26 protein-coding genes are annotated in these 25429 nt (G+C 39.7%); 2 read left to right on the top strand and 24 right to left on the bottom strand.

The window, feature by feature from the left end; genetic code table 11:
• Positions 1-146: 146 nt before the first annotated feature.
• The 18 genes from B4C08_RS04875 to B4C08_RS04790 form a co-directional block, all read right to left on the bottom strand.
• Positions 147-2114, bottom strand: coding sequence for a FapA family protein (locus B4C08_RS04875; protein WP_296663569.1), 1968 nt, complete (start codon positions 2112-2114; stop codon positions 147-149).
• Positions 2115-2122: 8 nt separating this feature from the next.
• Entirely contained in the window at positions 2123-2911 is a 789-nt protein-coding gene (whiG, locus tag B4C08_RS04870) for an RNA polymerase sigma factor WhiG (RefSeq protein ID WP_295799949.1), read from the bottom strand.
• 69 nt (positions 2912-2980) lie between these two features.
• Positions 2981-3718 carry a hypothetical protein gene (locus B4C08_RS04865; protein ID WP_296663563.1) on the bottom strand — a complete coding sequence of 246 codons (738 nt, stop codon included), beginning with the start codon at positions 3716-3718 and terminating at the stop codon, positions 2981-2983.
• 62 nt (positions 3719-3780) lie between these two features.
• On the bottom strand, positions 3781-4656 hold the full coding sequence (locus B4C08_RS04860) for a MinD/ParA family protein (RefSeq protein WP_273353563.1): 876 nt from the start codon (positions 4654-4656) through the stop codon (positions 3781-3783).
• Positions 4657-4691: 35 nt separating this feature from the next.
• A complete protein-coding gene (locus B4C08_RS04855) occupies positions 4692-6035 on the bottom strand; it encodes a hypothetical protein (RefSeq protein WP_295799943.1) in 1344 nt (447 codons plus the stop codon).
• A complete protein-coding gene (locus B4C08_RS04850) occupies positions 6028-8154 on the bottom strand; it encodes a flagellar biosynthesis protein FlhA (RefSeq protein ID WP_296663559.1) in 2127 nt (708 codons plus the stop codon). Before B4C08_RS04850 ends, B4C08_RS04855 begins: the two co-directional genes overlap by 8 nt.
• Before the next feature lie 97 nt (positions 8155-8251).
• Positions 8252-9349 (bottom strand): flagellar biosynthesis protein FlhB, encoded by a 1098-nt coding sequence (flhB, locus tag B4C08_RS04845; protein WP_296663557.1) that lies wholly within the window; start codon positions 9347-9349, stop codon positions 8252-8254.
• Positions 9349-10170 (bottom strand): flagellar biosynthetic protein FliR, encoded by an 822-nt coding sequence (fliR, locus tag B4C08_RS04840; protein ID WP_296663554.1) that lies wholly within the window; start codon positions 10168-10170, stop codon positions 9349-9351. The genes flhB and fliR overlap by 1 nt, the downstream gene beginning before the upstream one ends.
• Position 10171: 1 nt before the next feature.
• A complete protein-coding gene (fliQ, locus tag B4C08_RS04835; RefSeq protein ID WP_013701721.1) occupies positions 10172-10441 on the bottom strand; it encodes a flagellar biosynthesis protein FliQ in 270 nt (89 codons plus the stop codon).
• Between the two features lie 39 nt (positions 10442-10480).
• Positions 10481-11326, bottom strand: coding sequence for a flagellar type III secretion system pore protein FliP (gene fliP, locus B4C08_RS04830; protein ID WP_296663551.1), 846 nt, complete (start codon positions 11324-11326; stop codon positions 10481-10483).
• On the bottom strand, positions 11323-12012 hold the full coding sequence (locus B4C08_RS04825; RefSeq protein WP_296663549.1) for a FliO/MopB family protein: 690 nt from the start codon (positions 12010-12012) through the stop codon (positions 11323-11325). Before B4C08_RS04825 ends, fliP begins: the two co-directional genes overlap by 4 nt.
• A 96-nt stretch (positions 12013-12108) precedes the next feature.
• Positions 12109-13335 (bottom strand): flagellar motor switch protein FliN, encoded by a 1227-nt coding sequence (gene fliN, locus B4C08_RS04820; RefSeq protein ID WP_296663546.1) that lies wholly within the window; start codon positions 13333-13335, stop codon positions 12109-12111.
• Positions 13332-14366 (bottom strand): flagellar motor switch protein FliM, encoded by a 1035-nt coding sequence (gene fliM / locus B4C08_RS04815; protein WP_013701725.1) that lies wholly within the window; start codon positions 14364-14366, stop codon positions 13332-13334. The genes fliN and fliM overlap by 4 nt, the downstream gene beginning before the upstream one ends.
• Positions 14367-14389: 23 nt before the next feature.
• Positions 14390-14944: a flagellar basal body-associated FliL family protein gene (locus B4C08_RS04810; protein ID WP_013701726.1), complete on the bottom strand. Its 555-nt coding sequence runs from the start codon at positions 14942-14944 to the stop codon at positions 14390-14392.
• Positions 14945-15034: 90 nt separating this feature from the next.
• Positions 15035-15757, bottom strand: a complete 723-nt coding sequence (motB, locus tag B4C08_RS04805; protein ID WP_296663542.1) for a flagellar motor protein MotB — start codon at positions 15755-15757, stop codon at positions 15035-15037.
• 17 nt (positions 15758-15774) lie between these two features.
• On the bottom strand, positions 15775-16557 hold the full coding sequence (locus B4C08_RS04800; protein ID WP_296663539.1) for a motility protein A: 783 nt from the start codon (positions 16555-16557) through the stop codon (positions 15775-15777).
• 24 nt (positions 16558-16581) lie between these two features.
• Positions 16582-16773: a flagellar FlbD family protein gene (locus tag B4C08_RS04795; RefSeq protein ID WP_013701729.1), complete on the bottom strand. Its 192-nt coding sequence runs from the start codon at positions 16771-16773 to the stop codon at positions 16582-16584.
• Between the two features lie 109 nt (positions 16774-16882).
• A complete protein-coding gene (locus B4C08_RS04790; protein WP_296663536.1) occupies positions 16883-17539 on the bottom strand; it encodes an HD domain-containing protein in 657 nt (218 codons plus the stop codon).
• 347 nt (positions 17540-17886) lie between these two features.
• Between B4C08_RS04790 and B4C08_RS04785 the strand changes: the two genes are divergently transcribed.
• Positions 17887-18588 (top strand): response regulator transcription factor, encoded by a 702-nt coding sequence (locus B4C08_RS04785; RefSeq protein WP_295798137.1) that lies wholly within the window; start codon positions 17887-17889, stop codon positions 18586-18588.
• Positions 18585-19964, top strand: coding sequence for a HAMP domain-containing sensor histidine kinase (locus B4C08_RS04780; RefSeq protein WP_296663533.1), 1380 nt, complete (start codon positions 18585-18587; stop codon positions 19962-19964). Before B4C08_RS04785 ends, B4C08_RS04780 begins: the two co-directional genes overlap by 4 nt.
• Here the strand turns inward: B4C08_RS04780 and miaA are convergent.
• The 6 genes from miaA to B4C08_RS04750 all read right to left on the bottom strand — a co-directional run bounded on the left by miaA (position 19945) and on the right by B4C08_RS04750 (position 25320).
• Positions 19945-20877 (bottom strand): tRNA (adenosine(37)-N6)-dimethylallyltransferase MiaA, encoded by a 933-nt coding sequence (gene miaA / locus B4C08_RS04775; RefSeq protein ID WP_296663530.1) that lies wholly within the window; start codon positions 20875-20877, stop codon positions 19945-19947. The genes B4C08_RS04780 and miaA overlap by 20 nt on opposite strands.
• A 25-nt stretch (positions 20878-20902) precedes the next feature.
• A complete protein-coding gene (locus tag B4C08_RS04770) occupies positions 20903-21124 on the bottom strand; it encodes a DNA-directed RNA polymerase subunit omega (RefSeq protein WP_288605425.1) in 222 nt (73 codons plus the stop codon).
• Between the two features lie 223 nt (positions 21125-21347).
• Positions 21348-22739 carry a flagellar hook protein FlgE gene (gene flgE / locus B4C08_RS04765; protein ID WP_295798130.1) on the bottom strand — a complete coding sequence of 464 codons (1392 nt, stop codon included), beginning with the start codon at positions 22737-22739 and terminating at the stop codon, positions 21348-21350.
• Between the two features lie 46 nt (positions 22740-22785).
• Entirely contained in the window at positions 22786-23235 is a 450-nt protein-coding gene (gene flgD, locus B4C08_RS04760; protein WP_296663528.1) for a flagellar hook assembly protein FlgD, read from the bottom strand.
• Positions 23236-23250: 15 nt separating this feature from the next.
• On the bottom strand, positions 23251-24633 hold the full coding sequence (locus tag B4C08_RS04755) for a flagellar hook-length control protein FliK (protein WP_296663525.1): 1383 nt from the start codon (positions 24631-24633) through the stop codon (positions 23251-23253).
• Between the two features lie 54 nt (positions 24634-24687).
• The gene (locus tag B4C08_RS04750) at positions 24688-25320 is read right to left on the bottom strand and encodes a periplasmic-type flagellar collar protein FlbB (protein WP_296091418.1); all 633 of its coding nucleotides are present in this window, start codon (positions 25318-25320) and stop codon (positions 24688-24690) included.
• Positions 25321-25429 lie beyond the last annotated feature (109 nt).

The raw sequence follows: 25429 nt of genomic DNA, 5'->3' as shown, positions 1-25429 counted from the left end.
CTGCGATGTTTCTGAAAGAAACTCGGTTGATAATCTATTGCACTTTTTTTGCAAGATTGCCGTGTCAAGCACAGCAATGACACTTAAAGTACTGTTCTTATCAAAACTCGACATTCGGGCTATTAACGAATCTTCAAGCCAGATTTTTATTTGTATCCGTCTGGCTTTTCCATTTCATCAGAATCTTGGGCAGGTTCATATTTTTTGCGTTTTACAAATCCGCTGTCAAAATAGAAAGTTACAGCTTTGCATTCAGAGCGGACTTCATCAATTTCATCTCGCACAAGAATTTTTGCGCCAGGATAAACAGTTCCGCTTGCATTAACACACCCAACAACTTTTAGTTCCCTATTATGAGCGTTGATTTCATTAATTTCAGTTGTCATTTTTTCACTTGAATCCATCAAATCAACACGCTGATTTCTTAAGTTCGCAAGAGTTTCCTCTTTTTCCTTTGGAAGTGAACGGCGCACTTTTTTCTGGTTTTCCAGCGTTGAAATATTCAAGTCAACTTCTTCAAGCTGCTTAACAACATTTGACTGCATTTCCTGAAGTTCCTGCAACCTAAGTTTTGCCTTTGGATCAAAACCAACTTCGAGAATCGTTTCTATTCCGCCGCCAGAAGAGCCAATGTTTTTCGCAGTAATTTCCTCTGTCGCAAAAAGATGTCCGCCAATAATAGAAGCTCTCTTTCCCTTCAAGAGAATTTTTTTCATCGCAGTAACATTGCTGTTCATGATATTGTCGTTTACAACAACATATTCTTCCGCTGTAACTTTTACATTCTGAAGGAATCTTGCCCAGACAGATTTGCTTGTAATTATTTCGCCCTCATCACGACCCATCACACCTTGAGAAATAACAATATCGCCGCCAGCTTCAATATGGCAGTTTCCAACAGAACCATAAATTTCTATGTTTCCGTCTGCCTTTATGCTGAATCCATCTTCAACGTTTCCGCGGCAAACAACAGTCCCCATGTAAGTTATGTTTCCAGATTTAATGTTAACGCCTGGAACTTCGTAAACTTCTTCAACTGTAATTTTGTCGCCAACCAAAGTTACGTTTCCGTTTTTTTCTGCAATAACAGTGCGTCCATCTGAATCAAGCTTTGTGTTTTGTCCAAGCGGAATCGGAATGTCTTTTCCATTTTTTGCTTCAAGATAACGGCCAAGAATAGTTTTTCCGCCTTTTCCGCGTAGAGGAAGAACTTTTACTGCCAAAGGCTGTCCAACAACAACGTTTTGAATAAGGTTAAGCTCTTTAAAGTCAACCTGGCCATTCGCAGTTTCCTTTAGCCTAAGTTTTGTCTTGTCAGTTTCGAATTTGTAATCAATATATGCGTCAGTTCCATTAACAGGAAGAATCGCCGCCGCAACTTCATAAGGCATATTGTAAATCGGATTATCAACAAACGAAATTATTTTATCTTCTTCAATTCCAGCGACAACACCTTGCGTTTTTAAAGCATTCTTTATATTCTCTGCAGAAATTTCAGAACCGCCTTGAGACGGAGGTGAAACAGTAATGGTTGCCTGCATTTCATCCTTGGAAATATCTACAGCCATAACAGCGTCTCCTGCCGCAACATGGGTAAAAGTTCCAACTTCCATATAGCTGTTGTCTGTGCCGTCTTCCGCAAGTTTCTTTAAAAGCTTTTCATCAAGCGAAGTATTGTCAGGCCGCCGGGCTTCATTTATAAGATCCGATGCTGAAACTGGAGTTCCAGAACCTTTTGGCAACGTAACTTTAACAAATATGCGCGAGCCAAATCTATGCACATAGAACATTCCGTCAACTCTTTCATTTTCGGCATTGCCTGAGCTAGCCTGATCACCTGCAAGAGACGCAGCTTCTTTTTCTTTTTTCTGACGAATTACAGTAGGATTTTCATATACACGGATTCTCCAAGGCTTTTTCATAAGGCCAATAATGCCTTGGCTTCCCCTTTCTATAACTTCATATTCAAGGTTGTTTTTTTTTGAATCAAGCTGAACAGCCGCATCATCAAGACATTCATCCAATGTGTCTGCTCGGACTTCAACAGTATGAATGTCCTTGTCAAAAGCAAGCTGCTTTTCCATGTCTATTCTAAGCTTGTCAAGAGTTACCATAAGACCTCTTAAAAAATTCCTTTGCGGACACTTGTAAGTTTTGCGCGCAAACGTAAATTTGCCTTTGAATGAAGCTGACTTATACGGCTTTCACTTACATTAAGAACCTGACCGATTTCCTTAAAAGACAAATCTTCGTGGTAGTAAAGAACAATCACCATTTTTTCATTTTTAGGAAGTTCATTTATAGCCTGAATTATAACTCTGCGAATTTCTTCACGCTCAACGATAACATCAGGATTAAGGCTGTTTGGAGCTTCAATACTGTCCCCGATTGAAACATGCTCGCTTTCATCTCCTGAATACCAAACATCGTTCAGAGAAAGAACACTTGTTCCGCTTACTTTCATAACAGCCGACTGATATTCAGCTTCCGTCATGTTCATGGCTTTTGCAATTTCAGCGTCAGAAGCAGTACGTCCAAGCTTAGATTCAAGCTCAACAATTGTGTCTTCTATTTCACGGGACTTTTGTCGCACAGAACGTGGAACCCAGTCTAATTCTCTAAGCTCATCAAAAATCGCGCCTCTTATGCGTGTTGTTGCATAAGTCTTGAATTTTACACCTTTATCAATATCAAATTTATTTATGGCATCCAAAAGTCCAAACTGCCCGAATCCAACAAGATCATCAAATTCCACACTGTCAGGCATTCCTGTGGAAACTCGTCCTGCAACCCATTTTACAAGGGGCATATACTGACGAATCAAACGGTCTCTTATTGCGACAGATTTGCTTTTTTTATACTCATGCCAAAGTTCAGCTTCTTCGTTTTCATCTAAAATTTGATTTACCATGTATCCCACACCCTTGCTAGAAGACCTTTAGAAGTTTCACTCCCAAAGATTTTCGTTAATATCCCCATATTACATTTCATCTTTTTTTAGCAATGTCCTTATTGCGCTTGCAATTGTCTTTGTATCCTGTTCTACAGAAACTTTTCCATCTGTAGGCGCAGAAGGAAGCTTTTCCGAAGATTCAGTTTGAGCAAAATCAGAGTCATTTATAACGCCTTCATCATCATCTGATTCCCCAGAAAAAACACCAATATCAGGCAAAGCATCTATTTCCTGCGACTGGACAGTTTTTTCAGAAGACGCAGCCACGGGCTTAGTTTCAGGCTCAGTTTTTTCTATCCCGCTAGAGTCCACAACAGGAACTGCATTTTCTACAGGCTCATCAACAGAAGAATCCTCTTTTTGCATAGAATCAGCTGCAGAAGCATCTTCCGTTTTTTCTTCTGTTTTTGAAGCCGTTCCTACAGATCCGCCGCCATTAAAGAAATTTTTATTTGCGCTCACATCAAAACTTGGAGCAGCCTCATCTTCTGTAAGATTTTCATCGTCTATTGTAATATTCACAACAGAACCAGGCTTTGAAACAGGCTTTTTTCCAGCCTCGTCTTTTGAATCGGATAAAGTTTCAACAGAAAGAAACTTTTTATTCAAAAATCCTGCCGCAAATGCCAAAAGCGCAAAAACCACGGCAAAAATAATTCCGCGGAAAGAAGCAACAAAAAAACGATGAGTAGAAATAATGCTTATAAGGAAAGACAGAACAAATCCAACACCAGCAGAAGCAGCTACATTTTTTAAATTGAACATGTTCTTTCCTCCCGTTTATTATATTCTTATAGATTAAGGCAAAACACCTCTAAGGTCAAGATTTATTTTTTCTTGCCCCCAAGGAACTTCTTAAGAAAGTTTGAAACCCCTGCATCCGAGGGAATATCAGTTTTTTCTATTCTGCCCACAATATGCTTTAGGCAAACAGCAGGCTTGGAAGTCGGATTTATAATCATAAAAGGCTTTTGGCGTATAACTGAAGCCTGAACAACAGGATCATCGTAAACAAATCCTATATATTCAACTTTATAATTCAAGAACTGCGCTACAATATTTATAATCAAATCTGAAATGCGCTTTCCTTCATCAGAAGAATGAACTCTGTTTACAAGAAGCTTTAAATTTATCTGCCTGTGAAGAAGCTCTGTTGTGATTATTTTTATAATTCCATAGGCATCGGTAATTGCGGTTGGCTCAGGAGTTGTAATTACATAGACTTCATCAGCGGCAGCAAGAAACTGAAGAACATTGTTTGAAATTCCAGCTCCAGTATCTATTATGATAATGTCGGCATTTGAAAGAGAAGCAAATTCCTTTGCAAAGTAGTCAAGCTCGTCATTTGAAAGATTTGCAATTTTAGAAAACCCGTTTGCGCCCGCAATAAATTTAAAGCCAAATTCCGTATCCAAAATTATTTCATTCATTGTTTTCTTACGGTTTATTACGTGCATAAGATTGTACTGCGGAACAACGCTCAAAAGAACATTTACGTTTGCCATTCCCAAGTCGCCGTCAATAAGTATGACTTTTTTTCCAAGCTGGGAATATGCAATCGCCATGTTTACAGCTATATTAGTTTTTCCAACTCCGCCTTTTCCGCTTGTTATGGCAATTATTCTTGTTTTATGTGGAGCCGCCGGTCTAGCGAAATTATCTTCATTCATAAGAGCGCGCAATTCTTTTGCCTGTTCTTCCATTTATATTCTCCTATTGCCCTGATTCAATTTTTAGATTACTCTGCTTCTTTATCGGCAGTTCCGAACTTTTTTTCAATATGTTCTGCGTTGATTTTAAATCCCGAAAGATTTTTTAAGAACCATTTTGGATCCGCACGCTGAATTGTATTCAAAACATCCTGGCCTGTCGTAATCCATGACACGGGCTTGTTTTTTTCTGATAAAACGCTTATGACACGGCCAAAAGATGTGGTTTCATCGCATTTTGTAACGATTATGCTTTTAAAATCAAATCCTTCGTAATTGCGGATTATATTTTCCAAGTCTTTCGCGCTCACTCCAGCTGTAATAGCAAGGTAAACATTTTCGTTTAAATTCTTAACATTTAGAATGGTGCGCATCTTTGCAATGTTTTCATAATCATTCGGACTATAGCCGCTTGTATCAATAAAAATATAATCAGAATTAGAAACATAGTTGTCGCAAAGAATTTTCAAATCTTCAGAACTTTCAGCCTTGTCAACATTCACGTTTATAATTTCCGCCCAGCGTTTAAGCTGCTCAATAGCGGCAACACGCATCGTGTCTGTTGTAATCATGCGGATTCTAGGCGGATACTTATATTTTTCGCGGTTCTTTTTATAGTCGATTGAAATGCGGGAACTCATCTTTGCAACTGTAGTTGTTTTTCCAACGCCTGTAGGTCCAACAATTATAATAACTTGCGGCGCGGATTTTTTTTCTTCAAAAGCAATCGGAATACTCTCCCCGATCCAGTCCGCCACACAAGTCTGAACATAATCAAAATCATCAAGTTCTTCAAGGCTGAATTCGTTTTTCATTCTGGAACACATTTTTTTTATGTAAGACTTTGTAAATTCGTTTTCTTCAAGAAGATCCTGAATCTTTAGAATAGAAGGATGTTCCTTTTCTGCAGAAGTAGCCTGAACAATTGTTTTCATCTGCTCCTGCATTTCGTTTTTAAACTGATCGAACTGCTTGGTGAGCTGCCCGATCTGAAGATTATTTGTAACTGTTGGGTTTACTTTTGTTAAAAACTCATCGCGTTTTTGCAAGAAGGAATCCTGATGAGAATGCATTATAGGAGAAGAATTTTGAAGAGGAAGTCCGCCTGTTGAAGAAACTCTTGTGTAGCTAGAGCTTGCAGGATAATTAACTTTCTTTGAAAAAGCAACCTGATCCAATGAAGAATTTGTAACCTGGTATCTTAAAACAATTTGCTCACGCTGAAAAAATCCAAGGAATCCTGCAGAAAGCCTAGTTTTGCAGCCGAGCACTTGAAAGTTTGTTCCATATTTGTCGTAAAGTTTATCCATGCATTCATCACGGGAACGACCTGTAATGCTTTGGACATTTGTGTTAAGCTCATTATCAGCCATTTATTTCTCCAAGAGATTCAACTTTTATATTTGGCGAAGCAGCCATCACTTCGTTTATAGACAAAACAATTATTCCAGGCATTTCAAGCTCAGTAGAAGATTTTACAAGCCGGCGCACTTCAGACGGACACAAAATAATAGGAAGATAATTTCTTTCACGGACAGCGGCAACAGCATTGCTCATTGTAGAAATATAATTTCTTGCGTCAACAGGATCAAATGCAACAATAGGACCTTTTCCCGGCATATCTGCTCTATGGTCAAGAAGTTTCTGCGCAAGGCTCTGAGAAAGGTTAAGCACATGAAGAACTTTATTTTCATCCGCATACTGCTGGCAAATCTGTGCGCCAAGAGCCTCTCGCACTTTTTCCGTAAGAGTCCAAGAATCGCGTGTAAGTTTTCCGTAGTCTCCCAAAGTTTCAAGTATAACAACCATATTGCGGATGCTGACCTGCTCTTCAAGAAGATTTTTAAGAACAGCTTCAATTTCACCGTAAGAGAATCTGTGATCTCCGCTTGTAACTTCATCAACAACAACAGGATTCGTCTTTTTGATTTCTTCAATAATCGCGCTGACACTCTGACGGCTAAGAATTTTAGAAGCGTTTCGTCTTATAAGTTCCGTAAGATGAGTTGCAATTATAGTAGGAGCGTCAATCACCGCATAGCCGGCTTTTTCTGCTTCAAGGCGCTTTGAATCAGGAAGCCAAATTGCATCCATTCCAAACGCCGGGTCTTTTGTTTTTTCCCCGACAATTTCTCTGTCTTTAGGAACATTTCCAGTGTTCAGGCACATAAAATGCCCAAGCTTAAGCCGTCCTCTTCCAGCTTCAATTCCGCGGATTTTAAACGAATATTCTTCCGGCGAAAGTTCCATTTGATCCATAATATGAATCGGCGGAATAACAAGTCCAAGGTCAAGAGCAGCTTCACGGCGGATTCTTTTTACACGCGACATAAGTTCTGCGCCTTTTTCATCATCAACAAGAGGAATGAGCGCATATCCAATTTCAAGTGAAAGGTCGTCTAGTTTTACAACAGGAGAAATTTCTTCAGGACCGCCATTTCCTTTTTGCGGAGAATTTTTTGCTTTTTCTGCTTCCACCGCCTTTTGCTCTTCTTCTTTTGTCTTTAAGCGCGAAAGCCGAGTGCCAACAAAAACAAACAAAATTCCAATCGGAACAAGAGTCGCAGTTGCTCCATTATGGAACGCAATTCCAAGAGCCGCCAATGTAGCTCCAACAATAACATAAATTGTTCCATTTGCAGAAAACTGCTCTTTGAGCTGATCTGAAAGCAAGTCGCCGTCGTTGCTTCCTGTAATCAAAAGACCTGTTGAAAAAGAAAGCAGCAAAGACGGAAGCTGAGACATAAGACCGTCGCCAATCGTAAGCTTTGCGTAGCTGTCAAGAGCATCAGTTATAGAAGCTCCGGCAAAAGTTCCACTTATAATTCCGCCAATAAGGTTTACAACTGTAATGAAAATCCCAGCCTTTACGTTTCCGCTTACAAATTTAGAAGAACCGTCCATTGCAGAATAAAAGTCGATTTCTTGCCTAAGCTGATTGATTTTCAGTTCGCCTTCTTCTTCTGTAATAGAACCGTTGTTAATCTGATTTTGAATTGTAAACATTTTATTGTTCATGGCATCCAATGTAAAACGCGCAGTAACTTCGGAAACACGGTCTGCGCCTTTTGTAATTACAAGAACCTGAACAACAATCAGAATAATAAAAATTATAAATCCTATTAAAACTTTATCGCCTGCAACAATATTTGCAAACGCCTGAACCATTTCGCTCTGCCCAGCCATATGCCCAGAAGTTTTTACCGGATGAACAAGAATATTTCTAGTGGAAGAAATATTTATTGCAAGACCAAAAATAGTTGTTATAAGGACGACTCGCGGAAACGATGTAAAATCCGCAGCACGCTTCATATAGATAACGGTCAAAAGAATTATAAAAGAAAGCGCAAGGTTTATAACCATTGCAAGATCAATAAAAGCTGTTGGAAGCGGAATAAACATAAACAAAACAACAACGATAATGCCTACCGCCAGTGAATTGCGTAAAATAAAATTTAAAATACTACCGCTTGAGCCGCGCTTTTCCGCCATCGAGTCCCCACCCTAACTAAAAAGCTTCAATTTAGAAATATAATGTCTTTCTATTGTACTACAAAAAAAGAATTTTGAAAACGGCAAAAAGTAACTTTTAAATGGATTTTTTGTTTCTTTCCTTATTCATAAAGCCAACCTGGGCGTAAACAGCAGCAATAGCCCGCAAATAAGATGTAGGAATTATGTCGCCAACTTCGGTATCTGCATAAAGTCCGCGGGCAAGAGGGCGATTTTCAATTATCGGAACATTATTTTCAGCGGCGATTTTTTTCATTGTCTGAGCAGTATTGTCAGTTCCCTTTGCAGTAATCATCGGCGCGTCCTGTTGCTCCTGCTTCCACTGAAGAGAAACCGCATAATGCGTAGGGTTTGTTATTACAACATCCGACTCGCGGACAGCCTTTGGCATATTTTGTGAAAGCATTTCTTTTTGCGCGGATTCAAGCCTGCCTTTTACTTCCGGGTCTCCTTCGCTTTCCTTAAATTCCTCTTTTACTTCCTGCTTGGTCATTTTCATCTGCTCTTTAAATTCCCTGCGCTGCATTACATAATCGAACACGCCGATTACAATCAAAATAACAGCGGAAACAACAAGCAGCTGAGCAACCATTCCAGAAACAGAACGCAACGCTAAATCAACTCCGCCAGCCTTTAAAAATCCAAGAGTCTTGGCCAAATCCATGCGGATAAGAAGAACCGCAATTGCAACGATAACGGCAACTTTTAAAAGCGACTTTGCAATGTTAAAAAGTCCCATCATCGAAAATAAAGTCTTTTTAAAATACTCGCCGAATTTAGGAACAATTTTAGAAAATTTTGGCTCTATTGTTTTTGTTGTAAAAATGAATCCTCTATTCTGAACCAAATTTATTATGACGCCAGCAAGAATTCCTGCAAGCGACAAAGGAAGCACAATCGGAAGAAGATTCCGCAAAAAAATATAGTAAAATCTTGCATCGTCAATTTTTTGGGCAGTCACATTGTTAAAGTAAAAAATCATCATTTCGCAGATTTTGTCATAGAACCAAGGAGCCAGCAAAATAAGAACTGCGACAACAAAAAGAAAAACAACAGTTCCGTTCAGCTCCTGGCTTTTTGCAACGCGGCCTTCTTTTCTTGCTTTGCGGAGTTTCTGTTCCGAGGCTTCTTCTGTTTTGCCTTCATCTTCCGCGGCGAACCACTGCAAGTCCATTATTGCCCGCCTCCTTTAAGCCCGATAAAAAGCTTTTCAATTTCAAAAATTCCGCCTTTAAAGCAGCCTTCAAAAAACTCAATGAACTGAGGAACAAGAACAAAAATTAAAAAATATGCAGTCAGCATAAGAACAGGAAATCCTTCCGAAAGCAAATTCATCTGAGGAGCCGCCTTTGAAAGAATTCCGACTGTAACATTTATTAAAAAAAGAGATGCCATAACCGGCAGCGCAATAATCAGCGCATCCTTAAAAAGCAATGTAAGAGACTTCATCATAAATTCCGCAAGAAAACGTGAATTGTCTACTATGGAAATTGCGCTTATAATCTTAAAGCTTTCAGACATTCCCTTTAACAGCAGCATTTGAAGCCAGTTGTTCTGTAAAAAGACAAGCATCGCCATAAAATTAAAAAACTGTCCCATAAGAGGATTTTCAACCTGGCTAAGTGAATCGTAAACTTCGCTCGCGCTAAGCCCCATCTGAAACGCAAAAAACTGCCCGGCTGTGCTGAACGAAGCAAAAATAATCTGTACAAAAAAACCAAGGATTATTCCAATCATCGCTTCTCCGGCAAGCAGGAAAATATATTCAAGCGTAAAGTTTCCTTCAGGTGAAATATAATTTTTATATGAAGAAAAAATTCCGTCTGCCAAAGAAATCTGCGGAAAAATAAAAAACGCCATGTAGCCTGCCAAAGCGATTTTTGCACTTCTTGGAACAGTTCTTGAAGAAAAAAGCGGAAGCGTCATTATAGTGGCAAAGCATCTTACTGCAACAAAGAGAAAAACAGGCGCATCAGAAACAATCCGCTCAAGCATTCTATCTTGCCATAGCCGGAATCAAATCGAGAATTCCGCGGAAATATTGAGCCAAAGAATTAAACATAAATCCGCCAAGCAAAGCAATTACAAAAAGAATCGTAAGAAACTTTGGCAAGAAAGTAAGTGTCTGCTCTTGAATTGAAGTTGTAGCTTGAAAAATTGCAACAATAAGTCCCACCAAAAGAGCCGCGCCAAGAATAGGAGCACACATAAGAAAAACCTGCAAAATTCCACCGCGAACTAAATTATTAATAAGATTCAATGACATAATTTCCTCCCATTCAAAAGCCGAATGTCAAAATTTTTCCTAACGCAAAACACTCACAAAAAGCTGCTGAGTCAAAAGATGCCAGCCGTCAACAAGAACAAAAAGCATCAGCTTGAACGGCATGGAAATTTGCACAGGCGGAAGCATCATCATTCCCATGCTCATAAGAATACTTGCAACAACCATATCAATTACAATAAACGGAATATATAAGAGAATTCCTATTTTAAATGCAACAGTAAGCTCGTGCAGAATATAGGCCGGAATCAAGACATAAGTTGGAACATCGGAAGCATTAGCAGGGCGGCTAAGTCCTGCCATTGTCATAAAAGTTCTGATGCTGTTTTTGTCGTTTCCCATTTGGCGGAACATAAAAATCCTTATAGGAGATTCTGCCTTTTCAATGGCTTCTGTCAAAGTAATTTCATTATTTGAAAGCGGCTGAAAAGAATCCGTGTAAATCTGTCTGAATGTAGGCCACATGCAAAAAAGTGTCATAAAAATTGCAATTCCATTTAGAACTGCTGTCGGCGGAACTTGCTGCAAAGAAAGCGCCCTTTTTATAAAGTCAAGAACAATTGAAAAACGCAAAAAGCAAGTCATCAAAACAAAAATGCTTGGCGCAAGAGTTAAAAGCGTAAGAAGAAGCAAAAGCTGCACACTGAACGCAACTTCATTTCCAGAGCGAGGAGCAGTTGCGGAAAAACTCAAATTCGGAAAATCCAAGCCCGTTATGCGGCGACTCATTTCCGTAGTTCCGCTTGAAGAGCCTTCTGGAAAATTATTCTGGCTTTGAGATGACAATGGAAAAAAACAGCAAGCGCAAAGTAAAAACGCAACTGCGAATTTAAAAAAACGTTTTTTCAGCAAGAAAAGGCCCTTCATTTTTCCTCTCCGCCAATCATTTTGTTCTTCAAAGAATTTATAAGATCCATCGTGCCTTTGTCATAAGCTGATTTTTTTGCGGCCGGAATATTTTCTTTGGCATCCTCTTTTTTTCCGGGCATAAAAAGCTGAAGGATTTCTTCAAATGAACGCGGTTTTTTTGCATTGCTGTTCATGTCGGCATAGCGGTTCATCGCATCAATGAGATTTTTGTCATCAATTTCTTTTATAAGTGAAACGGAATTATCAGAAACACCAAGAATAAATGCCTTATTCCAAAGGCTTACAATTTGAACAGATTTTCCTTCGCCAAGGCTTATAAACGAAACTTTACGCAAAAAAACATCGTCTTCCATAGCTGGTTCAACGCCCATAGACTTGCGCATAAATTTGAACAAAAAGTAAATCGCCGCAATTATGATTCCCAAAACAAGAATCATGCGCACAAAAATTCCAATTCCGCCGAAAGAGCTAGAAGAACTAAAAGCATTTTCATCTGAAACTCCAGAATCAGAGTTTTCTGAAAAGTCTAATGAAATCTGAGAATTTTCAATTTGTGCGGAAGTAAGATTTTCTGAAGTCGCAGAAGACTGCTGGGCAAAAGAAAGTCCGGCGCATAAAGCCAGCAATGCCGCTAAAATTTTTACTTTTGAATAATACATTTTCCCACCCAAAGCAACAGACATTTGCGTTATCCCCACCGCATTTCAAGCCTGCCGCTTTTATATTTAATGGAGCTTTTAAACTTCAATGAAATTCAAAAGCCCTTTACAAATTTATTCTTACATAGATGAAGCCACGTGTTCAAGAGACGGAAGAATTTCTGTAACACGAACACCGAAGTTTTCATCAATAACTACAACTTCGCCCTTGGCAATAGGCTTGTGGTTTACCAGAATATCAACAGGCTCACCAGCAAGCTTATCAAGCTCGATAATTGTTCCTTCGCCAAGTCCCAAAATATCCTTGATAGTTTTCTTGGTACGGCCAAGTTCGACCGTCATTTCCATGAAAACATCCATAATCAAGTTGATATTTCCCTGCTCGCCGCCTCCTACAGACTGCGCAAAATTCGGGAACTGCAATGACTGAACATTCGGAGGGGTCTGCATCTGCATTCCGCCCATCATTGAAGCGTTCGGCTGCATTTGCTGCATTCCCATCATATTGCCGCCCATTTGCATACCTCCCATCATCGCTGGATTAGGCTGCATCTGCTGCATTCCCATCTGCATTCCGCCCATCATTGGCTGCTGGGTAAATCCTGCGGAAGGAGAAGACATCTGAGCAGCGCCGCCCATAGCAGAAGCACTTTCCATTCCAGAATTTACAGATGCAGCTGGCTTGGAAGCAGGCTTTGAACCGCCACCAAGAGCACGCGCCATTCCGTCAGCAACAGAACCGCTTACAGCTTCCCACAAGGTAAACTGCTCGCCGCCAACAGTAACTGGATATGTAAAGCAAGCAAAAGTTCCCTGCGGCATACGAATCATTGCCTTTGGCTCTTTTACAGCTTCTGGAGGATTTGTAGCAAGTCCCGGAAGTTTTCCGCCTTTGCTAAGCTCTGTTATTTCCGCGCCTGAATGAGACGAAACTACTTCTGAAATTACAGAAAGCCCCATGTCATCAAGAGCAGGATTTTCCTCTTTGTTTATATAGCCGACAAGCTTTGTTGCAAATTCCGGGGACATAAGGAAAAGATGGTCTCCGCTTAGTCCAGAAGAGAAGTCTGCCATTACAGCTACAGCTTCTTCCGGGAGTTTTGCAAGCAACTGATCACGTCCAATCGCCTCGACAGTAGGAGAACCCGGGACAGTGTCCTTTTCAGTCATATTTTTAATGACTTCAGCAAGCTTGTCTTTTATGGTTCCAGCAAAATTCTGCAATGTTGGAACATCAATGTCAACCTCTGGAGCAGAATTAAACGAACCGCCTGAACCAAGTCCGCCGACATCTACGCCGGACAGCAATGCATCGATTTCTTCCTGTGATATAGATCCTTCACTCATAGGTTATCGTCTCCTTCTGGTGTTAATTCTTCAAAATTTTCAGTTTCCTGCTCGTCGATTTTTTCAATAATCTGAACGGCAACCTTTTTCCCGACAACGCCAGGCTGACAGTAGAATTTCTTCTTGCTGCCCACACTTAATGTAAGCGGCTCTCCAACCTTTATAGTGTTAAGCCTTATAACATCGCCTGTTCTAAGGCTTAGAACATCTCTAATAGGAACATTTATTGAACCGATGTCCGCAACAAGTTCCATTTCAACATCCGCAAGTTTTTCCTTGAGAGTTCCAAGGTACTGCGTTGTAGAACTTCTTCTAACTGAACTGAACCAGAAAGAAGACGAAAGTTTTGAAACAATCGGTTCAATCGTTATATAAGGAATACAGATATTCATCATACCCGCTTCCTCTCCGATTTTTATTTCCAAAGTAACAAGAATGACCATTTCGCTCGGAGGAACAATCTGGGCAAACTGCGGATTTGTTTCAATCTGCTGAAGACGCGGGCGTAAGTCTATAACCTGAGTCCAAGCTTCCCTCATGTTTGCCAAAATGCGGACAATGATTCCTTCCATAACAGACTGCTCAATATCTGTAAGATCTCGGTTTACTTTTCCGCCTGTATCTCCAGAGCCGCCAAAAAGACGGTCAATTATTATAAATGTAATTTCAGGAGCAATTTCAAGAACTGCGTTTCCTTTTAAAGGATCCATGTTTATTACAGCCAAAGTTGTAGGAGTCGGAATAGAACGAATGAATTCCTCGTAGGTCAACTGGTCTACCGAAGCAACATGGACATGAACCAAAGTACGCAGCTGGGCAGAAAGGCTTGTTGTTGTAAGACGCGCAAAAGTTTCGTGCATATTGGAAACCGTGCGAATCTGCTCCTTTGAGAATTTATCAGGACGGCGGAAGTCATAGATTTTTATACGCCTAGTATCGGTAACCGGCTTAAATTCATCTGCTTCGCTTTCGCCAGTGCTTATAGCCTGAAGGAGCTGGTCAATTTCATCCTGTGACAGAACTTCATTCATGTCTCATTCCACCTTTTTTCAGCTTACTGCTGAACAACATCCTTTCCTGTAAAACGAACATCGCGTATTCTGGAGTTGCTTAAAATATCATCGTTTATCTGGTCGCGGATCTGCTGCCTTAAAACTTCCTCATTCTGCGGACGCAAATCTTCAACAGTCTGCTCTGAAAAAAACCTTCTCAAAAAGTCAATGATTTCAATACGGCGTTCTGTGATTTCAGTCGAAGCCGCCTTGTCCTCCTTTTTGTAGCCAAGAGCAATTGTAACACTTACACTTGCCGGAACAGGGTCACTTGTTGATGTGCGAATCTGATCCAAAGAAGTGTACCAGTCATAGGATTCTCTTTTTACAGTATATTCCTCACTGATTGGAATTGACTGTGAAGGTGTTTTTCCGCCCTTATTTAAAATAGCAGTTGTAACAACTACAATAGTAACAATGAAAATTACAGCAGCAACACCAATCAAAATAAATTTCAAAAGCTGAGGAAACGCGCCTTTTATTCCGCTCTTTTTTCCTGTTGAAACTTCAGCTCCGATGTCATCGCCCAAGTCGTCTGCATTGCTTTCGTCTGCCATAAAGTCCTCCCGGATTTTAAAATCTTCTCGTTATTTATATCGGAATTTTTAAATTTTATCTTAGAAGAAATTGAAAAATAAGCATTTCCGCTAAAAATGTCCGTCATCAAGAACAATTACATCTACACGGCGGTTGTAAGCACGGCCTTCCGCAGTATCATTGCTAAGCTTAGGACGAGTGTCCGCATATCCTGCAATAGAAAACTGCTTTTCATCTACACCAAAATCAGCAAGATAATGCAGAACATTTGCCGCCCGCGCAGCCGAAAGTTCCCAGTTGCTTGGATAAATGCTTGAAGCAGAAACAGGCCGATTGTCAGTGTGCCCTTCAATGCGCCATCTTCTGCCAGCAACTTCCGGGGAAGCAAAAAATTTTGCAAGATTAAGCAAAGTTCCCCTAGCTTCTTCTATATTAAGTTCCGCACTGCCTTCTTCAAAAAAAGCATCGGATGCAAGTGAAATTACAAGTCCGCGTTCATCGCTTGTTATTGTTATTTTGTTTGATTTTACTTCAGGCGCAAAACTTGAAATAGCCTTTTTCATAGCAGGACCTAAAGCCCGCCCTTTTTCTATAGAAGGAAGAGAACTTACAACGTTTCCTAAATTAGCAAGACTGCCAGGACTTACTGAAATTCCGCCGCCCGGATTATTATTTGAAAGCGAAGCCTGCAAAGCCGCCATTTGAACTGCATCTGATTCGGAAGGGTCATAAAGCATAACGAAAAAGCAGAGCATGAGAGTAATCATGTCTCCGTAAGTGCCCATCCAAGCGGTTGACGGTTTTTCTGGTTCTTTTTTTTCTCTTTTTGCCATTGAAAAACTCCCCAAGCCTAGTCTTTCAAGATGTCGGACTCAATTGCCTTGCGGGATTTTGGATCCAAATATGTAAGAAGTTTCTGTCCAAGAATACGCGGGTTGTCTCCTGCCTGAATTGAAAGAATTCCTTCCAGAACCATTTCCTTTACGTTCATTTCGTTTCCATTCTGCATAATGAGTTTCTGAGCCAAAGGTCCGAAAAGCCAGTTTGCGAGCATGGAACCATACAAAGTTGTAATAAGAGCAACCGCCATGTTAGGACCAAGCGCACTTTTGTCTTCAAGGTTTCTTAACATACCAATAAGACCAATAACAGTACCCATCATTCCGTAACCAGGAGCAAATCCTGCCCACTGGATAACAACGTTAATCCAAGCCATGTGGCGGCTTTCTGCCTGAGCCATTTCATTTTCAAGAATAGAGCGAATTGCACTTCCGTCGTTTCCGTCTACCATAAGACGCAAGCCTTCTTTTAGGAACGGATCATCAAGGTCGTCAAGACCTTCTTCAAGAGCAAGAATTCCTTCACGGCGGGCTTTTTCACTAAGGGCAACCATGTTCTGAACAGTTGTTTTTTCTCCATAGTCATAAGTTTTAAAAGCCCTTCCCATAATACCAAAAAGACCAATAACCTGATTCATAGGGGCGCAAATCCACAAAGAAAAGTAGGATCCGCCAATAGTTACGAAAATTGATGGAATATCTATAATACCCATAATGGATCCACCGGACGTAAAAACACCAACTGCCATCATTGCAAGTCCGCCAAAGAATCCTATCAGAGTAGCTAAATCCATTTTTTCCTCCCGCTCGCGCAAGAATCAAAGTTCCTGCATTCCTATTTTTTTTCTATATATAACAATTCGTTCTATGATTTCTTCTGGAGATTCTTTTACAACAATTTTTTTGCCTGAAAGAAGAGCAAGCGTAACATCAGGATTTTGTTCCATAGACTCAATCTGGTGCGGATTGACCCAGTATTTTTTTCCGTTCAGACGCGTTACTTCAATCATAATATACTATAATGAACTGTAAAATGTGAATCGTCAAGTATTTTAGACTATTTTTGCCGTAAAAACAAGAGAAAGCAAACTTTTTAAACTACCAAAATTGTAAAAGCTGCTAGAGAACTTTGCTTCCGTTCGCCATAAGCTTAAAACGACAGTCAAAGAATTCCGCGGCTTTTCTGCACATGAGCATTCGGCCTAAAAAAATATCAAAGTAGTCACACATTGTGCAAATATTCTCGTCAATTTGGAGATTCAGGGAAATCTGCTTTTTTTCATGGTTTATCTTTAAAGTCGAATTTTCAACTGCAAAATTAACGCGGTCATGTATATCAAACGCGGACTTTTCCTTTGTTCTTACGCGGTTTCGCCTTACATCTGTTTTGTCTGCAATTATGAGGGCTGCAGAAACTTTGTCGAACGCGCCGCCAGTTGACTCGTCATGGTTCGCAATGCACGAAACAATTTCAATTCTGTCTTCGCACGAAAAATCAAGCCTGCCAAGTATTTCATTTGCAAGAAGTCCGCCGTATTCAGCATGATGATTTCTGTTAAGGGCATTTCCAATGTCGTGCATATATCCTGCAATTTTTGCAAGCTCAATATTTTCTTTTGCTTCTCCAAATTCCTGCAAAATAAAGCCAGCACGTTCAGAAACTAATCCACAGTGTCCTGGACCATGATCTGTAAAACCAAGATTTCCTAAGATTTCATTTCCTTTGTTCAAAAACTCATTTATCTCTGTGTTCTTTTTTATTTCTTCAACAGTCATATTATATATATTATAGAAAACATTTGTTAAAAAAGCATTAAATTTAAAAAAAAAACAAGATTAATGTTGTAAAACTAAAGGAATACTTCCTAAGACCCGTAGCGATACTTCCTAAGAAGCTGAGGAATACTTCCTAAGAGGCTGAGGAATACTTCCTAAGAGGCAGAGGAATACTTCCTAAGAGGTTGAGGAATACTTCCTAAGGCTCTTAGGAATACTTACTTCAGGTCTTAGGAATACTCACTTAGTCTCTTAGGAAGTATTCCTTCAAAAAAAAGCAAATAATAATCTGTTAGAGACGCACAAAAATTCTTGAACTTCCTGTTGAATAATTGTAAATTTCAGCCATGAAAACAAAAATCCTTGTAATTGAAGATGTTCCAGAAATGGCGGAACTGATTTGCATGTATTTGAACAACGCGGATTTTGACTCGCTGGCATTTGACACAGCAGAAAAGGCTCTTGAAAAATTAAGCTCAGGATATTCGCCTGCCTTGGTAATTTTGGATTTAAATCTTCCTGGAATGAGCGGATTTGACTTTTTAAAGACTTTCAGAAAAAACTACAAAGCTACAATTCCTGTTATTATAGTTTCCGCAAGGGACGCTGACGATGATATAATAGAAGGACTTGGATTTGGCGCGGACGAATTTGTAACAAAGCCATTCAGTCCTAAAGTTCTAGTTGCAAGAGTTCAGTCCAAGCTCGCACGTCTTTGTGCAACAGAAGCTTCTGTGGAAGAAACAATAAATTTCGGTCCCTACACTCTTTACTGCAACAGCTGCATTCTAAAAAAAGGAGCTGAAAAAATTCCGCTTTCCACAAAAGAATATGAAGTCCTTGAATATCTTGTAAAAAACAGCAGCAAGCCTGCAACTCCAGAACAAGTCTTCAACGCGGTATGGAAAACTCCATTTGGAGACATGACAGCGGTTGGAGTTTATGTTCAAAGGCTAAGAAGAAAAATTGAAAAAGATCCTGCAAACCCAAAATATATAAAGACAGTTTTTGGAATGGGCTACCAGTTCAGCATGGAAAGCAATGAATGAAAATTAAAAATCAAATTTCGCTTTTAATCACGGGGATTTTAATACTTCCAACTTTGTGCATGGTTCTTTTTCCAATTTACACGTATTACAATTCCCCGCGAAGATTTTTGATGAAAGGCTACAGGGAAATCAGAAAAATAAACGAAGCGAATCTTTCAGAAAGCGACTGGAACCAGATTCAAAACTACATTGAAAAAATTCCGCCGGAAGTTCAGATTATGATTTTCTTCAACTCAAAGATTATTCTTTCTACAATTCCAGAAATAAAAACAGGAAGCACGCATAATCCCAAGGAACTTTTTGATTTTGTGCAGACAACAAATTCTTCTTACGACTATCAATTCCAGTCTTTCTTTCTTGAAGAGCAGACTAAAAAAGAAGCTCGCGACGCAAGCCACAAAAACAAAGGTCTTATTATAAGCAGATTTGATGCAAAAGAAAAAAACTCACTGAAAAGAATTCCCAAATTCATGATGCACATATTTTTTGTTGTGCTTGTTTTTGAAGCACTGTCAATCACGGTGATTATTTTAATTGCAAAGTCAGTTTCAAATTCAATAGAAATAATTCAAAAGGCAACTCAAAAAATTGCAAATGGAGAACTTGACACAAAACTTGAAATTTCAGGCAGAAGAAATTCAAACGAAATTTTGCAGCTCACAGAAGACTTGGAGCGCATGAGAAAAGCATTAAAGGAAAATCTTGAACGCCGCTCTCGCTTTATAATGGGAATAAGCCATGACTTAAGAACGCCTGTCGCGCTGATAAAAGGATATTCAGAGGCAGTTTCAGACGGAATTGTAAACAGCATTGACGACATAAAAAAATCAGTTTCAATAATAAACACAAAAGCCGGCCAGCTTGAGTCAATGATAAATGATTTAATCAACTATGTAAAAATGGACAACATAGAATGGAAAAAAACTTTAAGGCCAGTTGAATTAAAAGCATTTTTAAAGGACTTTGCCGCAAACATGGAATGCGCCGCAGAATTATACAAGCGGAAAATTTCAAGTTCAATAGAAATTGAAGAACAGCAAATTCTTATGGACAAAAATCTTTTTACCCGGGCTTTGGAAAACATCTATGGAAACGCCCTGCGATACACAAATGACGGAGACTCAATTTCACTTGAGGCAAAAAAGAATTCATTTGGAAAAACAGAAATTTCAATAAGCGATACAGGCGTTGGAATTCCAGAAGAAGACTTGGAAAAAGTTTTTGAACTGTTTTTCCGCGCTTCAAATTCCCGGCGTGAAAACGGAATGGGAATAGGGCTTTCTGTAGTCAAGTCAATTATAGACAGCCACGGCTGGAGCATAAATGTAAAATCCAAACCGAACAAGGGAACAACATTTACAATAACACTGAACTAAGAAAATTTGAAATTATCTGCTTTATTTTTTCTTTGTCATCAGCATCCACAATGCACGCTCCAGGAATTCCGCGCATAAAGGTATACTGTTTTTTTGCGTAACGGTGGCTGTTGAATTTTATTTTTTCTTTTATCTGTTCCAAGGAAAACCCTTCAATAAAAAACTCACTATATCCAATAGCTTTCATTGCAGGAGAATCTTTTGTGAGCCCTGATTCTTTTAACGCCTCAACTTCATGCACAAGTCCTTCTTCAAACATTTTTTCCACACGCAAATCAATGCGCTTGTAAAGTTCTTCCCTGTTTCGATTTAGAATCAATGTGCAAAAATTATACTGTTTTCTAAGTTCACAAGGAAGGCTGAATGAACTTAAAGGTTTTCCGCATGAATAAAAAATCTCAAGGGCACGGCAAATTCTATACTCGTCATTTATATTTATTTTTTTTGCGCTCAAGGGATCTACGATTTTCAGTTCGGCATAAAGGCTTTCCTTTCCTAAATTGGAAAGTTTTTGTTTTATCAGCTCTCTGATTTCCGGACGGCTTTCTGGAGTTGACGGCGAGCCTAGCAAAAAATTTCTTATATAAAAACCAGTTCCGCCAATCACCAAAGGAATTTTTTTTCTACTCCAAATTTGCGCACACAAAGAATCTGCGGACTCAAGAAAATTTCCAAGCCCGAACTGTTCCTGCGGACTTGCAACATCAATAAGATGAAAAGGGACTTCCTGCTGCTCTTCCTTTGTAGGCTTGGCAGTTCCAATATCAAGACCTTTGTAAACTGCCTGGCTGTCCGCGCTTACAACTTCGGCTTTTCCTTTAAAAACAAAAGAACTGCTTTTGCCGAACAAATCTTCAGCCAAAGCAGTTTTTCCGCAAGCAGTTGGTGCAAAAACAACAATTACTGGAATCAATTTTCAATCAATGCAAAAAGCAAAACTAGCGCGCAGGAGCTTCAATAGCGTATTTAACTTCACCAGAAAAAAGCTGACGAGCTGCAAGACTTACAACTTTTCCGTCATTGTCCTCTACAAGCTCAGAAACAGCAGGATCTTCTATCATAGCAAGTTTTGCAAGCTGATATGCGCGACGGCTGGCAGCAACTGTAATGGCGTACATTCCGCCTTTGAATTTAGCAAGTTCTTCAAGTGGAAAAATCATAGTTTACCCCTCACAAAAAGTGAAATAATTATATCAAAAAATGCAAGTGTAGTCAAACAAATACAGCTTTTAAAATAATTTCAGTATTTTCAACATTTGTTTTATAGCAGCAATTATATAAAAAAAAGCCGGACAGACGAGGGTTCATCTGTCCAGCTAAGGTTGGGTTATGAATTAGAGGTTCTAAAGAAATTGCTTTCTAAAGATTCCTAGTTCAACTTAATTAGCGTTTCAAGCCTAAAACAGTTTCAAGCATTGAATCTCCGGTTTGAATTGTCTTTGCGTTAGATTCAAATCCGCGCTGAGTTACAATCATGTCAGTAAGCTGCTCAGTAAGATCAACGTTCGACATTTCCAAAGTTCCAGAAAGCATGCTTCCTTTTCCCTGTGTTCCGCTTTCGCCGATGTTTGCCATTCCAGAGTTGATTGATTCTGCGTAAGTGTTGTCGCCTTTCTTTTCAAGACCGCCTTGGTTTGTAAAGCTTGCCATTGCAACTTGTCCAATTGTGCGGACAGAACCATTTGAATAAACGCCTGTGATTATTCCAGACTGGTCAATTTTAAAGTTGTCAAGATAACCGAGCTTGTAGCCATCTTGATAGTTTGCTTTTGTTGTAGACTTTGAAGCAGCCTGTGTAATTGTATTTTCCATTGAGCCGATTGTTCCAAGGTTCAAGTTGAAAGTCTGGCGATATGGATTTCCGTCTGCATCAGCGTTTGAATCAGCCACAGCATAAGAAGCCTGAAGAACAATTTCACCCTGAGGATTAGACTGATTTCCTGCGCTGTCAACTACCGACTGGAGTTTTCCAGTGTTGTCAAAATTCAAAGTATAAGTATTCTGCACACCGTCTGTTGTTCCAAATCCGATTCTTGTCTGAGTAAAGTCAGCGTTGTCTGGATCAACATTTACAGTAACTGTCCACTGGTTAGGATTTCCAGGAACTTTTGCAAAATTCATCTGAACCTGATGAGCGTTTCCGTAAGTATCATAAATGTCAATTTCTGTCTGCCAAGTTCCTTCAATAACCTGATCCGCAGTCGGATTTTCCGGGATTTCAGGTGTGTTCTTGTTAAGGTTGCAGAAATATCTTACATTTTCTGTTGCTTTAGGCGGGTCTTTCTGGCCAACTGGAATCACCAAGTCTGTAGGAGTTGCAGAAGTGCGCACAACCTGACGTCCGTTTACATCTTCTGCCATCCAGCCCTGAACACGAAGCCCGTTAGCAGGATTCACAAGAGTTCCGTTTGAGTCTGTTCCAAAAACACCTGCGCGTGAATAGAAAGTTTCGTCTCCGTTTTTAAGAACAAAGAATCCGTTTCCCTGAATCGCAAGGTCTGTTGTGTTTCCTGTTGTCTGAAGGTTTCCCTGTGTAAAGATTGTGTCGATTGTAGCAACACTCATTCCAAGTCCAACTTCCTTAGGATTTACACCGCCAACTTCTTCTGTAGGACGGGCAGCCCCATTAATCTGCTGGCTTATCATGTCCTGAAAAGTAGCGCGGCCTTTTTTAAATCCGTAAGTGTTTACATTGGAAATGTTGTTTCCAATTACATCCATTCTTGTCTGGTGATTCTGCAAGCCCGAAACGCCTGCATAAAGTGATCTCATCATAAATTTACCCTCTTATGATTTTTTATACGAGTTCCCCAACCTGAACTCATTCTCCGTAAACTGCGGAGATTTGTTTCATGTCATAATACATATTGTTTACGCGCACCTGCGGATTTGCTCCGTAAGTTACAGCTTCAACAACTCCAGTTGTCTTTGTGTCGCCAAACGTAATGTCAACAGTTTTTCCGATTGTTCCTACAGCCTGTGAAGAAACAAGCATTGAATTCATCTTTGCAAATTCCTGATTCATGTTTGTCATCTGCTCAAGAGAGCTGAACTGAGCCATCTGCGCAATGAACTCTGTATTTTCCATAGGAGAAGTAGGATCCTGATTTGAAAGCTGAGTAATCAAAAGCTTAAGGAAATCATCTTTTCCCAAGTCACGCTGAACTTTTCTTCCTTCAATCGTAATCGACTTGTTGAAAGAATCTACCTGCATATTCAGCTTTGCCATTTCCTGATCGCTAAGCCTTGTATTCAACTGAATTCCGTCCATGTATTTCTCCTATTTCTACGCAACAACACTGATTTTTCTGTCAGAATCCGCGATATATACAGCCTGTGAAGAAGCCGCTCCTGAAATTTCAGCGGAAGACGCATAATCACCGTAAACTTTGTTAGAAAAGAACTGTTCGCTGCTCTGCTGCCGTTCACCCTGCGCAAATGAGCCGGAAGAAGTGTCGGCATAGCTAAGACTTAAATTTGCATTTTCAAATCCGCTGTTTTGAAAAGCCTGCTTTAAAGTCTCCATGTTTTGTTTAAAAGCCTCGAAAGCTTCTTTGCTGTTTACAGTAATCTGCCCTGTAATCACATTATCGGAAAGATGAAGATTTATTTTAACATTTCCTAAATTTTCTGGCTTTAAAATCATGTTTATTGAGCCGGAATTGTTGTCCTGCAAGACAATGTTTCCAGCGCGAGCGAAATCAGGCGCGTTAAACTGAATCTGCTGAGAAAGAAGCTGCTGGAATGTAGAGCCTGAAGCTCCTGCACTCTGGTTGTTTGAAGAAAGAATATTCTGCTTTGCATTTTCAGAAAGAGAAAGTGAAAGATTCAGGCTGTTGTCCTGCTGTGAATAGTCAGACTTCATCTCGGATTTAAAGTCGGCAATTTTCTGTTCAATGGAACGCTCGTCTGTAACTGTAAAAATATTTTCAAAAAGCGACGGAACTTCTTTTGCTCCTTTGTCATCGGAAGAAGAAAGCTCAAGTTTAAAAAAGTCCGGTTTCTTTTCGCTGGATTCTGAAGAAATTCCAAGCTGGGAAAGCTCTGTAGAATTCTGCAAAGCTGCAATTTCATCTGGAACAGATTGCAATGGCACAAGGGACAAGCCTTCATCCGTAGAAGAAAAATGCTCGGCGAATTTTGCATTTTCTAAAAATTTTTCAGGCTCATCAACAGAAAGATTCTGCGCCGCCTGCAAATTGTGCATTTCGTTCAACGGAAGGAAAAAATTACCTTCAGCTAAAAAATCATCAGTTTTGTTTTCCAAAGAAAAATCTTCAGAACGCAAAAATGCAAGCTGTTCGCTAGAAAACAGAATTTCAGAATCAGAAGAAAGTTCACTTTGGAAATCTAAATTAACAAAAGATTCTGTCTGAGCAGACGGCTCTGTTTTAGAAACCGCAAACGAAGCAAAAACAGCGGAAGAAGTTTGAAATTCTTCATTAACTTTTTCTTCTACTGAATTTACAGCTGGCTCATCAGACGTCTTTGAAACTTTTTGAACTTTTTCTTTGGAAGGAGAATTGTCTGCCCGTTCTTTTTTTGAAGCTGATTCCACCATTTCTTTAAATGACGAATCTCTTTCTTCAGATTTTGCAGTCGGAATTTTCTTTACAGAAACATCGTGTTCCTGCTGTGAATTTACAATCTGTAAACTTAATGCCTGCATGGGCAACCTCCGGATTCTATAAACACCGGCGCGCTGCATTAACAGGCAATTTTGCTAATTTATTGAAAGCGGTTTGTTTGCCATCTTGCGTGAAATTTCAGCAGCACGATCACTAGGCATTAAGGAAAGCCAATATGCGACTGTAGAAGATTCACCAGAAGCGGCGGCAATCTCATCGGCGCGGCGCAGAACATCAATTACGTCCTGATCGTCCATTTCAACAAGAATTCCAACTGCGCTTTTTGGCGGCATACCGTTCAAATTTGCAACAATTTGCTCGATGTTTACACTTCTATCATCGTACTTTTTTACTAAATTATTAAATGTTTTTTCACGTTCAGCCTGAGTTTTTTCTTTGTCTTCAAGCTCCTGAGCAACTTGGGCGTTTGCATCCTCGCGCTCTTTTACTTCCGCTTCTCTTTTTGCAAGTTCCTGAGAACGAATATCAAGAGCCTCAAGTCTTTTTGCAAACCGGTCATTGTCAAGATCAGCCTCAACAAGCTCTTTTGAAGATGAAGCAGAAACAGAAGTCTGCGGAGAAAGCCCGGCTAATTTAAATAAAGGCGCAAAAGCCCTCTTAGCATGAATTATTCCCAGATAGTCAAACCAAAGAAGTCCGAACAAAACAAGAACTACAATAAGAATGATGAGGAGAATTGATTTTCCTAAAACTTTAGCGTTTGACATATATTGCTCCAGTTGATTATCGGACTTTTTTTATAAAAACCTAAGAAAAACCATGCCAAAAAGAAACTGAGGGATGTCTTAAAAAGATTTTTATGTCATTTTCGGGCTT

It is taken from the genome of Treponema sp. UBA753 (assembly GCF_002297325.1).
Lineage (GTDB): Bacteria > Spirochaetota > Spirochaetia > Treponematales > Treponemataceae > Treponema_D.
Note: the sequence above shows the minus strand (reverse complement) of the source record. Positions and strands in the feature narration are given on the sequence as shown.

What these genes read in the sequence shown, in the direction of transcription:
- B4C08_RS04855 (WP_295799943.1), bottom strand. Translation starts at nt 6,035, where the DNA reads ATGGCTGATAATGAGCTTAACACAAATGTCCAAAGCATTACAGGTCGT.
- B4C08_RS04825 (WP_296663549.1), bottom strand. Translation starts at nt 12,012, where the DNA reads ATGTCTGTTGCTTTGGGTGGGAAAATGTATTATTCAAAAGTAAAAATT.
- B4C08_RS04850 (WP_296663559.1), bottom strand. Translation starts at nt 8,154, where the DNA reads ATGGCGGAAAAGCGCGGCTCAAGCGGTAGTATTTTAAATTTTATTTTA.
- fliN (WP_296663546.1), bottom strand. Translation starts at nt 13,335, where the DNA reads ATGAGTGAAGGATCTATATCACAGGAAGAAATCGATGCATTGCTGTCC.
- flgE (WP_295798130.1), bottom strand. Translation starts at nt 22,739, where the DNA reads ATGATGAGATCACTTTATGCAGGCGTTTCGGGCTTGCAGAATCACCAG.
- fliP (WP_296663551.1), bottom strand. Translation starts at nt 11,326, where the DNA reads ATGAAGGGCCTTTTCTTGCTGAAAAAACGTTTTTTTAAATTCGCAGTT.
- B4C08_RS04750 (WP_296091418.1), bottom strand. Translation starts at nt 25,320, where the DNA reads ATGTCAAACGCTAAAGTTTTAGGAAAATCAATTCTCCTCATCATTCTT.
- flhB (WP_296663557.1), bottom strand. Translation starts at nt 9,349, where the DNA reads ATGGACTTGCAGTGGTTCGCCGCGGAAGATGAAGGCAAAACAGAAGAA.
- B4C08_RS04790 (WP_296663536.1), bottom strand. Translation starts at nt 17,539, where the DNA reads ATGACTGTTGAAGAAATAAAAAAGAACACAGAGATAAATGAGTTTTTG.
- B4C08_RS04755 (WP_296663525.1), bottom strand. Translation starts at nt 24,633, where the DNA reads ATGCAGGCATTAAGTTTACAGATTGTAAATTCACAGCAGGAACACGAT.
- fliQ (WP_013701721.1), bottom strand. Translation starts at nt 10,441, where the DNA reads ATGTCATTGAATCTTATTAATAATTTAGTTCGCGGTGGAATTTTGCAG.
- B4C08_RS04860 (WP_273353563.1), bottom strand. Translation starts at nt 4,656, where the DNA reads ATGGAAGAACAGGCAAAAGAATTGCGCGCTCTTATGAATGAAGATAAT.
- B4C08_RS04865 (WP_296663563.1), bottom strand. Translation starts at nt 3,718, where the DNA reads ATGTTCAATTTAAAAAATGTAGCTGCTTCTGCTGGTGTTGGATTTGTT.
- B4C08_RS04810 (WP_013701726.1), bottom strand. Translation starts at nt 14,944, where the DNA reads ATGGCAGACGAAAGCAATGCAGACGACTTGGGCGATGACATCGGAGCT.
- whiG (WP_295799949.1), bottom strand. Translation starts at nt 2,911, where the DNA reads ATGGTAAATCAAATTTTAGATGAAAACGAAGAAGCTGAACTTTGGCAT.
- flgD (WP_296663528.1), bottom strand. Translation starts at nt 23,235, where the DNA reads ATGGACGGAATTCAGTTGAATACAAGGCTTAGCGATCAGGAAATGGCA.
- motB (WP_296663542.1), bottom strand. Translation starts at nt 15,757, where the DNA reads ATGGCAAAAAGAGAAAAAAAAGAACCAGAAAAACCGTCAACCGCTTGG.
- fliR (WP_296663554.1), bottom strand. Translation starts at nt 10,170, where the DNA reads ATGCTTGAGCGGATTGTTTCTGATGCGCCTGTTTTTCTCTTTGTTGCA.
- B4C08_RS04770 (WP_288605425.1), bottom strand. Translation starts at nt 21,124, where the DNA reads ATGATTTTTCCACTTGAAGAACTTGCTAAATTCAAAGGCGGAATGTAC.
- B4C08_RS04780 (WP_296663533.1), top strand. Translation starts at nt 18,585, where the DNA reads ATGAAAATTAAAAATCAAATTTCGCTTTTAATCACGGGGATTTTAATA.
- B4C08_RS04785 (WP_295798137.1), top strand. Translation starts at nt 17,887, where the DNA reads ATGAAAACAAAAATCCTTGTAATTGAAGATGTTCCAGAAATGGCGGAA.
- B4C08_RS04795 (WP_013701729.1), bottom strand. Translation starts at nt 16,773, where the DNA reads ATGATTGAAGTAACGCGTCTGAACGGAAAAAAATACTGGGTCAATCCG.
- fliM (WP_013701725.1), bottom strand. Translation starts at nt 14,366, where the DNA reads ATGAATGAAGTTCTGTCACAGGATGAAATTGACCAGCTCCTTCAGGCT.
- B4C08_RS04800 (WP_296663539.1), bottom strand. Translation starts at nt 16,557, where the DNA reads ATGGATTTAGCTACTCTGATAGGATTCTTTGGCGGACTTGCAATGATG.
- B4C08_RS04875 (WP_296663569.1), bottom strand. Translation starts at nt 2,114, where the DNA reads ATGGTAACTCTTGACAAGCTTAGAATAGACATGGAAAAGCAGCTTGCT.